9 protein-coding genes, 16 tRNA genes and 1 rRNA gene are annotated in these 13,098 nt (G+C 45.7%); all 26 read right to left on the reverse strand.

The window, feature by feature from the left end; genetic code table 11:
- Positions 1-58: 58 nt before the first annotated feature.
- The 26 genes from V8G47_RS03835 to rrf all read right to left on the reverse strand — a co-directional run bounded on the left by V8G47_RS03835 (position 59) and on the right by rrf (position 12,874).
- Positions 59-1,027, reverse strand: coding sequence for a sugar phosphate isomerase/epimerase family protein (locus V8G47_RS03835; protein WP_336198953.1), 969 nt, complete (start codon positions 1,025-1,027; stop codon positions 59-61).
- Between the two features lie 12 nt (positions 1,028-1,039).
- Entirely contained in the window at positions 1,040-2,080 is a 1,041-nt protein-coding gene (locus V8G47_RS03840) for a Gfo/Idh/MocA family protein (RefSeq protein ID WP_336198954.1), read from the reverse strand.
- A gap of 15 nt (positions 2,081-2,095) precedes the next feature.
- The gene (locus V8G47_RS03845; RefSeq protein ID WP_336198955.1) at positions 2,096-3,121 is read right to left on the reverse strand and encodes a Gfo/Idh/MocA family protein; all 1,026 of its coding nucleotides are present in this window, start codon (positions 3,119-3,121) and stop codon (positions 2,096-2,098) included.
- Positions 3,122-3,140: 19 nt separating this feature from the next.
- Positions 3,141-3,866, reverse strand: coding sequence for a ThuA domain-containing protein (locus V8G47_RS03850; RefSeq protein ID WP_336198956.1), 726 nt, complete (start codon positions 3,864-3,866; stop codon positions 3,141-3,143).
- A gap of 16 nt (positions 3,867-3,882) precedes the next feature.
- Complete coding sequence (locus tag V8G47_RS03855; protein WP_336198957.1) at positions 3,883-5,451, reverse strand: response regulator transcription factor; 1,569 nt, start codon at positions 5,449-5,451, stop codon at positions 3,883-3,885.
- A complete protein-coding gene (locus V8G47_RS03860) occupies positions 5,432-7,243 on the reverse strand; it encodes a cache domain-containing sensor histidine kinase (protein ID WP_336198958.1) in 1,812 nt (603 codons plus the stop codon). The genes V8G47_RS03855 and V8G47_RS03860 overlap by 20 nt, the downstream gene beginning before the upstream one ends.
- A 142-nt stretch (positions 7,244-7,385) precedes the next feature.
- A complete protein-coding gene (locus tag V8G47_RS03865) occupies positions 7,386-8,663 on the reverse strand; it encodes an ABC transporter substrate-binding protein (RefSeq protein ID WP_336198959.1) in 1,278 nt (425 codons plus the stop codon).
- An 82-nt stretch (positions 8,664-8,745) separates the two neighbouring features.
- Positions 8,746-9,573: a carbohydrate ABC transporter permease gene (locus tag V8G47_RS03870; protein ID WP_336198960.1), complete on the reverse strand. Its 828-nt coding sequence runs from the start codon at positions 9,571-9,573 to the stop codon at positions 8,746-8,748.
- Positions 9,573-10,469 carry a carbohydrate ABC transporter permease gene (locus V8G47_RS03875; protein ID WP_336198972.1) on the reverse strand — a complete coding sequence of 299 codons (897 nt, stop codon included), beginning with the start codon at positions 10,467-10,469 and terminating at the stop codon, positions 9,573-9,575. Before V8G47_RS03875 ends, V8G47_RS03870 begins: the two co-directional genes overlap by 1 nt.
- Before the next feature lie 309 nt (positions 10,470-10,778).
- Positions 10,779-10,852, reverse strand: a tRNA-Gly gene (locus V8G47_RS03880).
- Between the two features lie 4 nt (positions 10,853-10,856).
- A tRNA-Leu gene (locus V8G47_RS03885) sits at positions 10,857-10,940 on the reverse strand.
- An 8-nt stretch (positions 10,941-10,948) separates the two neighbouring features.
- A tRNA-Cys gene (locus V8G47_RS03890) sits at positions 10,949-11,022 on the reverse strand.
- 7 nt (positions 11,023-11,029) lie between these two features.
- Positions 11,030-11,104, reverse strand: a tRNA-Gly gene (locus tag V8G47_RS03895).
- Between the two features lie 4 nt (positions 11,105-11,108).
- A tRNA-Gln gene (locus V8G47_RS03900) sits at positions 11,109-11,180 on the reverse strand.
- Positions 11,181-11,219: 39 nt separating this feature from the next.
- A tRNA-His gene (locus V8G47_RS03905) sits at positions 11,220-11,295 on the reverse strand.
- 11 nt (positions 11,296-11,306) lie between these two features.
- Positions 11,307-11,380 (reverse strand) — tRNA-Trp (locus V8G47_RS03910).
- A 116-nt stretch (positions 11,381-11,496) separates the two neighbouring features.
- Positions 11,497-11,580 (reverse strand) — tRNA-Tyr (locus V8G47_RS03915).
- Positions 11,581-11,596: 16 nt separating this feature from the next.
- Positions 11,597-11,672: transfer RNA gene (locus V8G47_RS03920), tRNA-Thr, on the reverse strand.
- A gap of 14 nt (positions 11,673-11,686) precedes the next feature.
- A tRNA-Phe gene (locus V8G47_RS03925) sits at positions 11,687-11,762 on the reverse strand.
- A 309-nt stretch (positions 11,763-12,071) separates the two neighbouring features.
- Positions 12,072-12,148 (reverse strand) — tRNA-Asp (locus tag V8G47_RS03930).
- Positions 12,149-12,239: 91 nt separating this feature from the next.
- A tRNA-Met gene (locus V8G47_RS03935) sits at positions 12,240-12,313 on the reverse strand.
- A gap of 67 nt (positions 12,314-12,380) precedes the next feature.
- Positions 12,381-12,456 (reverse strand) — tRNA-Val (locus V8G47_RS03940).
- 31 nt (positions 12,457-12,487) lie between these two features.
- Positions 12,488-12,562, reverse strand: a tRNA-Glu gene (locus tag V8G47_RS03945).
- A 15-nt stretch (positions 12,563-12,577) separates the two neighbouring features.
- Positions 12,578-12,669 (reverse strand) — tRNA-Ser (locus tag V8G47_RS03950).
- 6 nt (positions 12,670-12,675) lie between these two features.
- Positions 12,676-12,750 (reverse strand) — tRNA-Asn (locus tag V8G47_RS03955).
- Positions 12,751-12,757: 7 nt separating this feature from the next.
- Positions 12,758-12,874, reverse strand: a 5S ribosomal RNA gene (gene rrf, locus V8G47_RS03960).
- Between the last annotated feature and the right edge of the window lie 224 nt (positions 12,875-13,098).

Consider the following 13,098-nt stretch of genomic DNA (forward strand, 5'->3'; position numbering starts at 1 on the left):
CTCCACACTTACTTCTCAAAAAAAAAGAGAGCCCAATGGACCCTCTCCCTTCAAAACACTACACCCACCACATATCCGATGGCTGCTCTTCAATCAAGATCGATTTCAGATTCTTCACGGCTCGGCCGAATCCTTCTTCGATCGACATGATCGGATCTTCATGCTCGATGCTTACGACATAATCATACCCGAATGTGCGCAGGGCACTCATCATATCCGACCACTCCTGCAAGGAATGCCCGCATCCCACCGACCGGAATGACCACGCCCGCGTCTGGATGCTGCCGTATGGCTGCATATCTGTCAGGCCGTACATGTTGACGTTGTCCTGGTCGATGTATGTGTCCTTTGCATGGAAATGGTGGATCGCATTTTCTTTTCCAAGGATCTTGATGGCTGCAACCGGATCGATCCCCTGCCACCAAAGATGACTTGGGTCCAGATTGGCTCCGATCGCATCGCATGTTTCTTCACGAAGCTTCAATAACGTGTACGGAGTATGTACAAGGAACCCTCCGTGGAGCTCGAGACCGATTTTCACATTATGATCCTCTGCAAGCTTCCCTATCTCTTTCCAATATGGAATCAACTTTTCTTCCCACTGCCATTTCAGGATATCCCCATATTCATTCGGCCAAGGTGACACCGGCCAGTTCGGATGCTTGGCTCCTTCATGGTCCCCTGCTGTTCCGGAGAAGCAGTTGACGACCGGTACATTCATCAATCCGGCAAGCTTGATCGTTTTCTGCAGGGCAACATGGGATTCTTCAGCAAAGACGGCATCAGGTGAAATCGGATTTCCGTGACAGCTGAACGCACTGATCTGAAGTCCACGTGACGTTACCTTCTCTAAGTACTCGTTTCTCTTTTCTTCGCTTTCTAAAAGGGCGTCCAGGTCACAGTGGGCATTTCCGGGATATCCTCCCGTACCGATTTCCACTGCGTGAAGTCCCGCTTCTTTTACATAATCCAGCATTTCATCAAGGTTTTTTTGTGAAAATAATACTGTGAATACGCCTAGTTTCATTTATACTTCCTCCTATTTCAATGTGATGCTTTGTCCGGTTTCACTGCTCTTATAAATGGCATCTATGATTTGGGACACCTGCATGGCTTCCTGTGGTTTCACAACCAACTCCTCTAAACCAAGACAGCTGTTGATAAAGTTCCGGGCTTGTGGAAGACTCGGATCGTCTTCACCGGGAACCCAATCCGCATCGCTATTCAGAAGCATGCCGTGCTTCATCTGATTCATCTGGAACGGGAATAAATCGATTCCCCCCGTTTCCCCTGAGATGCTCATGCTTTCTTCATCACTCTTCACGTTTGCGGACCAGGACGTTTCAAAAAGCATGGATGCTCCGTTATCGAATCTGATATAAGCCGTCACGTGGTCATCGACTTCAAAGCTCTCTTTATCGAAATCTCCCCATTGATTCACTTGATCAGGCATTCTACTAAGTTTGTTATAGGTCGTCCCCGTCACTTCAACAGGTGCCGGATTTCCAAGAAGCCATAGGGATAAATCGAGGAAGTGACATCCGTAATCGATCAGGCTGCCACCGCCTTGAAGCTCCTTATTGGTAAACACTCCCCAGCCCGGTACTTTGCGGCGGCGGATCGCTCTTGCCCTGGCGACCATCGGTTCTCCGATTTCATCTTCCATGATCACCCGCTTCGCCGCACGTGAGTCCTTCATGAAACGATAATGATAGGCGATTGCCAGAACCTTCCCTGATTCTTCAGCAGCATCGATCATTCTTTCACATTCCTCAGGAGTCATGGCCATCGGTTTCTCACAAAACACGTGAAGACCGGCTTCGAGGGCGGCAATCGTGATTTCTGCATGAAATTTATTCGGAGTACAGACCGTTACGGCATCCACATGCCCGAACATGTCCCGATAATCACTGAACACGTGCGGGATGTTAAAGGTTTCTGCCACAGTTTGAGCCGTGACGGGATTGATATCACTGATCGCTTCAATCGATACTGAATCTGATAGTTTAATAAAAGTAGGGATGTGACGCGTCTGGGCGATCTCCCCGACGCCGATCACTCCCATCCGAAGTTTGGTCATCGCTCGCATTCCCCTTTATAGCTTTACAATTCGTTTTGTTTCACTTGATTCAAGAGCTGCCAAAACAACCTCAAGTGATTTCTTTCCTTCTTCACCCGGTACGGGAGGCTCTGCATCATGAAGGATGCTGTGTACAAATTGATCGATCACGCGGGAATTCGATTGTCCTCCCTCGTCATTCGTTTGAATGCCTCCAAGTTCATACTTTACTACTTCCCCCGTTGCATATTGCACGACAAGGGAGTTTACCGGATCATCTTCTAAACGGAGAATCGCTTTCTCTCCATATATGATGGTGGAGTTGTCTTCTTTAGACACATAAGACCAGCTTGCTGCAAGGGTACCGATTGTACCGCTTTCCGTTTTCAATACGCAAACTGCCGTATCATCCACATCGGCATTTTCCTTTGCGCTTGTTTCCACAAAGGCGCCGACTTCAGCAAATTCTTCCCCTAAGATGTAACGAAGAAGATCTGTTTTATGAACACCAAGGTCACCCATGGCACCGATGAACGCTTCGTCCTTTTTGAAGAACCAGCTATCCTTGCCATCAGCACTCCAGCCTTCAGGACCACCGTGACCGAATGCTGAACGGAAGCTGTAGATTTTGCCCACTTCCCCGTTTTCAATCAGCTGCTTCGCTTTTTGATGAGAAGGGACAAAACGCTGGTTGTGAGCGATCATCAGCTTTTTACCGCTTTTAACGGATGCCTCGATCATACTTTCTGCTTCTTCACTTGAAGTCGCCATCGGCTTTTCACATAGTACATGCTTTCCTGCGTTCAAGGCATCAATGGAAATTGGTGCATGCAGGTAGTTTGGTGTACATACGCTCACTGCTTCCACATCAGCATTTGCCAGCAGTTCTTTATAATTGGTATAGGCTTTAGCTCCTACTGCATCGGCAAGTTTCCATGCCCGTTCCTCGACGATGTCACACACTGCGACTACTTCAACGTTTTTATTATTTGCGTATTCCGGAAGGTGGCGGTGCTGAGCGATGCTTCCACAGCCGATGACCCCGATTTTTAATGTTTTCATGATTTTTCCTCCTCTATTTTCAGTTTGATCCTTTGATCTCTTCGAGCGGCTTTGCATTCCCATATACAGGTCTTGCATGATCCACCGGTGCTGCCCATTTCACGGCATTGACGATGACCTTTTGGACATTTTCATTGTAATAAGTTGGATAGGTTTCATGTCCCGGACGGAAGTAAAATACCTTTCCGTTCCCGCGCTGATACGTACACCCGCTTCTGAACACTTCCCCACCTTCGAACCAGCTTACCATCACAAGCTGATCCGGTGCCGGGATGTCAAAATGCTCTCCATACATTTCTTCTTTTTCAAGCTCGAAATATTCCCCTAAACCGGCTGTGATCGGATGGCTCGGGTCCACGATCCAGATGCGTTCCTTTTCATCCGCTTCCCGCCACTTCAAATCACAGGATGTCCCCATCAAGGTTTTGAAAATCTTAGAGAAGTGACCTGAATGAAGGACGATCAAGCCCATTCCGTCGAGGACCCGCTGTTTCACCCGTTCGACCACCTCGTCCTTCACTTCTTCATGTGCGATATGGCCCCACCAGACCAATACATCCGTCCCTTCCAGCACTTCTTCCGTCAATCCGTGATCACCTTCATCCAATGTAGCGGTTTTCACATTGCAGGACGCTTCTCCGAGGAAAGAAGCGATGGCACCATGAATTCCTTCAGGATACACTTCTCTCACTTTCGGATTCTTTTGTTCATGACGATTTTCATTCCATACGGTTACGTTTAACATTGTAAAACCTCCAAGTTTATATTTGTGCATGACGGTATTCATTTGGTGTAACACCCGTGTGCTTCTTGAACACCTTACTGAAGTACTTCTCATTCCCGTATCCTACTCCGTAGGCCACTTCGTAAATTTTCAAATACGGGTTTTCCAGAAGCTTTTTCGCCTTTTCCATCCTGATACCGGTGATATAGTCCGTGATGGTCGCTCCATAATCCTGCTTGAACTTACGGGAAATGTATTCCCTGCTTAAGAAGAACCTGTCGGCGATGTCCTGAAGGTTGATATCCTCCTGATAATGCTGCTGCAGATATTCTTCAATATGCTGCATATTGTTTTTTTCCTTCTGATATTTAACGTTTGTCAGTGTCTGAATAAGTTCGATAAATTCTTTTGTCTTTTCTTCTTTAAACTTCCGGAACGAAAACGATCCGTCTTCATTCCAATAATCCGTTCCCCGGTAGAAAGGTTCCTGACGCTTGATCTCGTATTCCTTCAACCAATTGGTCCGCAACAGTTCAAACTGATCTTCCCAACCCTTAAGCTGCTCGATGGAGATGGTATGCCTGTTTTCTAACTGAGCGAAGATCGCTTCCAGCTGGTGCTGCACCTGCTCCCTGCTTCCAGAACGGATTGCCCATTTCAATTCATTGGAGTAATCCAATAAATGAAGGAGGTGCCCGCTCTTCACATCCCTGTGTGTGACCATTTTCTTCTGATCCAGGAGGGCATGCCTTGAAAATACTTCAAGGGCGGATTCATAGGCTTCATTCACCTTTTTTGACTTCTTCCCGAGAGCAAGGACCGTAAACACCTTGCTATATTGATAGATTAATGAGTAGATTTCCTCCAGCAGATAGGTCACATGCTTATGCTTCCAGAAGAGAATGACAAGCTCCTCTTCTTTGTTGCTGTTCCGGAAGCATACCCCATCATTTTGTTTTCGTAAGAGCTCATTGCAAATATTAATGAGGGTAAAAAAGGCAAGGTCCCTGTCACCCTGAAAGGATTTCATCACAATCGGTTTGATCGGCAGGAGCGCAACCGTTTTCTTAAGCTTCGGCAGTGAAACACCGAACTCCCTCTCAACCTTATCCACCATTTCAGCCGTAATGCTCTCCTTCGTACAGAGACTGGAGAATAATCGATCCCAGTATAGAGGCTTTGCCTCATTAAGGACCCTGTTTTCCTCGACTTGGAATTTCCTTGACCGGGCTTGCTCCTTCCATTCCAACACAGCCTTATCCAGCGTGTCATTCAGCACATCCGGTTCAATCGGCTTCAGAATGTAATCGAAGCTCTTATAATGGATTGCATTTCTCATATATTCAAAGTCATCATATCCGCTCACAACGATGGTCTTGCTTGTGAGGTCAGAGGCATGAAGCCATTTTAACAGGGTGATGCCGTCCCTCTTCGGCATCCTCATATCCGTGAAGATGATCTCGGGCCTGTGCTCTGTGATCAATTCGATGGCTTCGTCTCCATCTTCTGCCTCGAGGATGGTGTGGATGCCGTGCTTTTCCCATTCTGCCAACAAAAGTAACCCTTCACGCACATGCTTTTCGTCGTCAATGATGATTGCTTTCATTTGCCTCCCCCTCCATTCTGAGCGGCAGCCTCATGGTGACCATAAAGCCCCCATCTTCATGATTCTCAAGTAGCAGAGTCGCCTTATGGTCATAGTAAAGTTTTAGCCTTACATACACATTCTTCAGTCCGATATTGGTTTCTTCACCGGTTTTATTCCATGCTTCTGCCTTGAAGTGCTCTTCTATTTCCCTTAGCCTGTCTTTTGTCACCCCTGCTCCATTGTCCCGGACGATCATCACAAGCGTTGCTCCATCCTGAAAGCAGGTCAGATCAATCCTCCCCACTCCATCACGGATATCGAATCCGTGCTTGAAGTAGTTTTCTATGAGGGGCTGCAGTATCATTTTGGGAACCCGGACCTCCTTCACCACTGCGTCCATATCGACACTGTACTCCAGATTTTCTCCAAACCGCTCCTTTTGCAAAAGAAGATACGCCTTCGTATAATTGATTTCTTTGCTTAAAGGGACCACATCCTCCTCCATATTCATCCCATACCTCATAATTTTAGATAAATGAGTGATTAAGGAGTATATTTGCGGTACCTTGTTCTTAAGCGCAATCGTACCGATGGACTGCAGGGCATTGTAGAGAAAATGTGGATTGATCTGCGACTGCAGAACCTTTAATTGATTCGTTTTGTTTTCAAGTTCCAGCTTATACTCCCTGTTGATCAAATGATTGATCCGCTCGATCATCTGCTGAAACCGATTCCCAAGGATACCGATTTCATCAAAGCCGAATGATTCCGCCTGTACCTTCATATTCCCTTTTTCCACCTCCTGGATATTTGAAAGCAGTATCCGGATTGGAGATGTAATTTTGAAGGAAACAAACAGAGTCGCCAGCACAACGAGGGTCAAGCCAAGAACCCCGAACAAAATATTGATCTTCGCCACACTAAACGCACTTTCATACAGATTGCCATAAGATACCCTTTTCACGAGGAACCATCCTCCCGAAGAAGCTGGGAGCTGATCGTACATCATCACCCCGTTGAACCTATCTTCCTTCCACTCAAGGGTCCCTGAAACATCCTTGGATTCCATGATCTTTCTGATCCATTTCTGATTGTAACCATCATCCGATACGTCGCTATCAGAGCTGTAAATCATTTCTCCTTCTGAAGACAGAAGGTAGAATTCTTCAGAATCAGGGTTATAGAGGTTTCTGCTTAAATCAATGATTTTATCCGGAGAGATGTCCAGGGAAATATACGCCAGCACCTCGTCACCGGGAACATTCCGGAACGCCCTGTGAATCGTAATGATTTCCTTCGACCGGTTAATATTCTCCTCTTCCTGACTATTGGTAGGTTCAATGTACATATTGTACGGGCTTCGTTCTGCTTTTCTGAAGTATTCCCACTGTGAATCTTTTATTCTATTGGAGAAAACAACGGTGGATCGCTTTGTTGCGGAAATGACCCGGTCACCGTCGGCAAAGGAAATGCGTACCCCGTTGATCGTGTCCCCAGTGTAGAGAATCGTTTGCACAATGTTTTTCACGATGCCGATCGTCAGGTAATTATTCTCCTTACCCGGTGACCTCATGAAATTAATGAAATCGGGATTATTATAGAGGGAAAGAGATAACCCGTTGAGCTCATTGATGTAGCTCTCCAAGTTCACCTTCCCCTGATAAAGGAGATTACTGCTCTCCTTCACCACCTGCTCCTCAATCGAATCCTTCGTATACAAATATGTAATGATGATCGAACTGCCAAACGGCACAATCGTCGTGATCATCAAGAGCGCAATCAACTTATTTCGAATGCTTGTCTTTAACATGAGGGACGGACCTCCCAGGTCTCACTTATACACTAGTATAAAGTGTTATTCCCCGCTCTTGGAAGTATTTTTTCGAAATATTCCTATTAAACTTATAAAATAGAAAGCATGCCTTAAGTAGACATGCTTTCCATTATTCCGTTTACTTCAAGTTATCCCACGTTTGTTGGAATCGCTCAAGTACAGTATCATAATCAATTTTTCCGGCTGCATATTCCTGGATGGTCGCAGCGAATTCTTTGTTCGCTCCATCCGGCCATTTGAACCAAGTCCAAGGAATCGTCTTCTCATCCTTAGAGTAGTCAAGGATGGATTGACCCAGGTCACCAAGACCATTCGGCTCGATATTATCAAATGCAGGGATGAACGCAAATTCTTCTGTGATATAACGCTTACCTGTTTCAGAAGAAACCATCCACTCCAAGAATGTTTTCGCTTCTTCAAGGTGCTTGGAGTTCTTATTCAATACCCAGTTATTCGGCACTCCGACAGGAAGGCGATCTGCATTCTCGTCATTGCTGATTGGAATCGGAAGGAAGCCCATGTTGATATCAGGGTTGATTTCCGTGATCATGTTCTCAGTCCAGTTCCCTTGTTGAAGCATCGCCGTTTCACCAGAAGCAAACAACGTTACCTGCGTATTATAATCCGTCGTTAAAGGATTATCGTTGGCATATTTAAGTTCAGTGTCCAGTACCTCTTTGAACTGTTTGAACTTTTCGTTTCCTACAATCTTCTCAGATCCGTCATAAAGTCCCGCGATGAACTTATCTGGATCTTCCTGTTGTGCAAAAGGAATGTTCAGTAAATGCTGACCGATTACCCACCACTCGCCGTAACCAGCTGAGAATGGAGTGATTTTCTTCGCCTCGAGCTTCTTCGCAGCGTCCTTTAACTCATCAATCGTTTTAGGAGGCTCCGTGATGCCTGCTTTTTCGAATAAATCTTTGTTGTAAACAAATCCATACCCTTCCAAGTTAACAGGCATACCATAAAGCTTGCCGTCCTCATCCGTCATCGGAACTTTCCCGATCGGAAGGACATGCTCAACCCAAGGCTCGCCAGAAAGATCCGCAAGCTTCTCTTTCCAAAGCTCTAATTCTTTGAATCCACCATTGTTGAAAATATCCGGCTCTTCCCCTGAAGCAAATTTCGCTTTAAGTGCAGCACCGTAATCGGCACCTCCACCAACGGTTTCAAGCTTGATCTTAATGTTCGGATGCTCCGCTTCGAATTCTTTGATCATTTCCTGCAGCTGATCGGCAATTTCAACCTTGAACTGGAAGAAATTCAGTGTCACGACATCATCACCTGAACCGGAATCCCCGCCTGAGCTGCTTGTTTTGTCTTTAGAAGAACAACCTGCAATAATTCCAAATACTAAAACCAAAGACATACAAAGTAATAAAATACGTTTCATAAATGGATTGACCTCCCTGATATAAAATATTTTATATAAATTTCTGTATCAATGATAGACCATCTCGACAGAAACTTTATATCTACTTGATCGAGCCTGAAGCAATTCCTTTGATGATATGCTTCTGTAAAAACAGGAAGAAGATGATGATCGGTGTAATCCCGAGAACCAACGCTGCAAGTCCCATATCCCACTGCTTCGTATATTGTGCAAAGAACGAGCTGGCTGCAAGGGGGATTGTACGCAGTTCCGCATCCTGTAACACAAGGAGTGGAAGCAGGTAATCATTCCAGATCCACAATGTGTTCAAAATGATTACAGTCACCGTAATCGGCTTCAGTAATGGGAATACGATTCTCCAAAACACGCCAAACTGACTGCAGCCGTCTATCATCGCTGATTCCTCGATTTCAATCGGGACGGTTTTCACAAATCCGTGATATAAGAAGAGGGACAGTGGCACTCCGAACCCAAAGTACATGAGAATGAGACCAGGAATGCTATTTGTCAGTCCCAACGTGCCCCCAACCTTCATCAAGGGGATCATCACCGTCTGGAACGGGATCACCATGGCGGATACAAAGATGACAAATAGGATCTTACTGAACTTCCCTGGTGTACGAACCATTTTCCATGCTGCCATAGAACTGATGATCACCAAACCGATGTTACTGAACACCGTTATGACGAGCGAATTCCAGAAAGCCCGTGGAAAATTGATGACTTCCCACACTTTTGCATAGTTGGAAAACATAAATTCCTCCGGCCATGCTGCCGCATCAATCAAAATCGCAGCAAATGGTTTCACCGAGTTGACCAGTACGAAGTAGAAAGGGATAAGGAAGATGAGTCCGATTACAATCCCGATGATTTCTAATACAAATGTTCTCTTCGTATAACGATTGCCCATTATGCCTCAACCTCCTTCTTCTTCGTCACCATCACCTGAACCGTCGTAAATACAGCCACTACCACAAAGAACAGAATCGACTTCGCCGTCCCAAGTCCATAACGGTTATTCTGGAAAGCTTCCTGATAAATATTGATCGCCACGGATTGTGTAGAATTGAACGGCCCACCGCCTGTTAAGGAGATATTCAGATCGAATATCTTAAAGGCCATTGAAATCGTCAGGAAGAAACAAATCGTGAATGCAGGTAGTATTAACGGAATGATGATTTTTGTGAGGAGGGTCCAACTCGATGCACCATCTATCTTCGCTGCTTCAAGAAGTGAATTGTCCACCCCTTGCAATGCCGCTACATAAATGACCATCATATACCCCGAAATCTGCCATGCAAATACGATGACAATACCCCAGAAAGCCGTCTTCTCATCACCAAGCCATGGCATCTTAAAGAATCCGATATCCGTCATATTACCAAGTGACGCGAATCCCTTAACAAAGATGAACTGCCAGATGAACCCGAGTAACAACCCCCCGATGACGTTGGGGATAAAGAATACAGTCCTCAGGATATTGCGCGTCTTCAATGCGGCATTCAACAACAGGGCAAATCCGAATCCTATCAAGTTACTGATGATCACTGCCGCAAACATAAACTTCGTCGTGAACATGAATGAATTGAAAAACGTCTTATCATCCGTGAAGATCTTCTTGTAGTTATCGAACCCAACCCACTCAACAACCGAACTTACTCCATTCCATGAGGTGAAGGAATAATACACACCCATCAAGAACGGAAGAATCTGAATCACTAAGAAAAATAAAAGCGCCGGTCCAACAAAGGCAGCGTACGTCAGCAAGCTCTTATACTTGAACTTCTTCTTCGTCACTGCCTTCATTTGTACTTCTGGGCTCACTGGTCCAGTCTGAATCTTTGGTTCCACCCGTATCACCACCCTAACTGTGTAATCGCTTTCTTACATTATAATGGTAGCGCTTTCTTTAATAGGGGGACTCAATTGACTAAGAAGGTGAAAAATTTTGACTAGATGGGTTTTGTTTTGGTGGGTGGTGGGTAAATAAAAAGGTTGTGAATTATGAGTAGAGGTTAGTCTTGCATATGATTAAGTGGTACATGAAAATAAAATGCTGGAATTTCAACATTAAAAAAGACCTCCTCATAAAGAGAAAGTCTGTCGTATGTAAGTTGGAGCGGGTGAAGGGAATCGAACCCTCATCATCAGCTTGGAAGGCTGAGGTTTTACCACTAAACTACACCCGCGATGTGGTACCGGTGGCCGGGATCGAACCGGCACTCCAGAGGAACACGATTTTGAGTCGTGCGCGTCTGCCAATTCCGCCACACCGGCATTACATTTGGAGGCGGCAACCGGATTTGAACCGGTGATCAGGGTTTTGCAGACCCATGCCTTACCACTTGGCTATGCCGCCTTAATATTGGAGCGGAAGACGGGATTCGAACCCGCGACCCCCACCTTGGCAAGGTGGTGTTCTACCACTGAACTACTTCCGCACTACTGGGCTAGCTGGATTCGAACCAACGCATGTCGCAGTCAAAGTGCGATGCCTTACCGCTTGGCTATAGCCCACTGATAGTATATGTCACGGAAATAAAAATGTGACTTTTATGGGGCGACTGATGGGAATCGAACCCACGAATGCCTGAACCACAATCAGGTGCGTTAACCACTTCGCCACAATCGCCATGTTAAAATTGGCAGGGGTAGTAGGAATCGAACCCACACCAAAGGTTTTGGAGACCTTCGTTCTACCTTTAAACTATACCCCTATGAAATATATTAGTTTTTACAAAACCTTGATGCTATTCGCTTTGAAGCATAGTACTTCTCTCGCGTATAGTTTAAGGAGGATTATTTTACTCCGCTGACGCTTCGTAAAAAATCTTGGTGGAGGGGGGCAGATTCGAACTGCCGAACCCGAAGGAGCGGATTTACAGTCCGCCGCGTTTAGCCACTTCGCTACCCCTCCAGCTAAATCACTTGACTGGTGCCGGCAAGAGGACTTGAACCCCCAACCTACTGATTACAAGTCAGTTGCTCTACCAGTTGAGCTACACCGGCATCAAGTAAATAAATGGTGGCTCAGGACGGAATCGAACCGCCGACACATGGATTTTCAGTCCATTGCTCTACCAACTGAGCTACTGAGCCGTATTTAGTATGCATCCTACAATATGAATGTTGTAGTCCATCGTCCAGCTCTCAGGAAGCTGAATCAAGTAGTTGCTCGAGCTGTACGCTGATGTTTACTCGGGTGAAGCTTATTCACCGTGCTCTACCAACTGAGCTACTGAGCTAAATAGTTTTCGGCTTCCGCTAAGCTTCGAATCTCTTCGTCAGCTCACTCAGTCACATCCTCACGTATGTAAAATACGCTCCGGTGTTCCTTCGATCGCTTCCTCGACCTTCTCGCTTATCGAAACCCTTTTCCTTTTCAAGAAACAATACTCCAAGAAAAAATGGCGGTCCGGACGGGACTCGAACCCGCGACCTCCTGCGTGACAGGCAGGCATTCTAACCAACTGAACTACCGGACCAAAGTTTTTTCGCGCTAGCGAAAATAACTATCCTTGCGTCACTCATAAAAGATCAAAGTTAATCTTTTACTAATAACATGCAAAAATGGTATTGCGGGGACAGGATTTGAACCTGCGACCTTCGGGTTATGAGCCCGACGAGCTACCGAACTGCTCCACCCCGCGACGATATAAGTTACACATAATAATTAAGGAAGATTATTTTACTCCGCTTACGCTTCGTAAAAAATCATGGTGGAGGATGACGGGATCGAACCGCCGACCCTCTGCTTGTAAGGCAGATGCTCTCCCAGCTGAGCTAATCCTCCACTATGTAAATGAATTCTTCTTGAAAGAAAATGGTGACCCATACGGGATTCGAACCCGTGTTACCGCCGTGAAAGGGCGGTGTCTTAACCGCTTGACCAATGGGCCTTATTGAAAATATGATGGCGGAGAGCAAGGGATTTGAACCCTTGAGACAGCGTTAACCGTCTACACGATTTCCAATCGTGCTCCTTCGGCCACTCGGACAGCTCTCCATATATTGGCTCCGCAGGCAAGATTCGAACTTGCGACCGATCGGTTAACAGCCGATAGCTCTACCACTGAGCTACTGCGGAACGATATGCCTGGCGACGTCCTACTCTCACAGGGGGAGATCCCCCAACTACCATCGGCGCTGAAGAGCTTAACTTCCGTGTTCGGCATGGGAACGGGTGTGACCTCTTCGCCATAGTCACCAGACTATGTATTGTCTCTTTTTTAAGGACAAGTACTATTATATCGTGTAGATCATTTTTTTCAAGGATTATTTTATATTTTCATATAAATTTTATTCCTTCAAAACTAGATAAAGGATTGATGTCAAGAAAGCCGAATATCGACCAATTGTTGTTCATATAAATATGACTCTTTGTGGTTAAGTCCTCGATCGATTAGTATCAGTCAACTCCACATGTCGCCATGCT

This window comes from Rossellomorea sp. LJF3, from assembly GCF_037046045.1.
Classification (GTDB): Bacteria; Bacillota; Bacilli; order Bacillales; family Bacillaceae_B; genus Rossellomorea.